1 pseudogene is annotated in these 255 nt (G+C 59.6%); it reads left to right on the top strand.

Features of this window, described 5'->3' with window-relative positions:
* Positions 1-255 (top strand): annotated as a pseudogene (locus tag RRF55_RS27500) (carbohydrate porin); the annotation flags it as partial.

Below are 255 nucleotides of genomic sequence, written 5' to 3'. Positions count from 1 at the left end.
TGACCACCAAAACCCACAACATCAAGGCCGGGCCGATCGACGTCGAGGTGTACGCCAACTACGGCTTTGACTCAAAGGCGGTGGACAGCGACGCGCGTCTCGAAGCCTGGCAGGGCGGCCTGGTGCTGAGCCACACCAACGACAGCGGGGTAAACAAGGTGATCCTGCGCTACTCCGACAACTCGGATAACAGCGTCTACAACAAAACCGACGACCTGACCACGGTCTACGCCAGCTTCGAGGGCAGCCATAAGT

The organism is Klebsiella sp. K47 (genome assembly GCF_051858335.1).
Lineage (GTDB): Bacteria > Pseudomonadota > Gammaproteobacteria > Enterobacterales > Enterobacteriaceae > Klebsiella > Klebsiella pneumoniae.
Note: the sequence above shows the minus strand (reverse complement) of the source record. Positions and strands in the feature narration are given on the sequence as shown.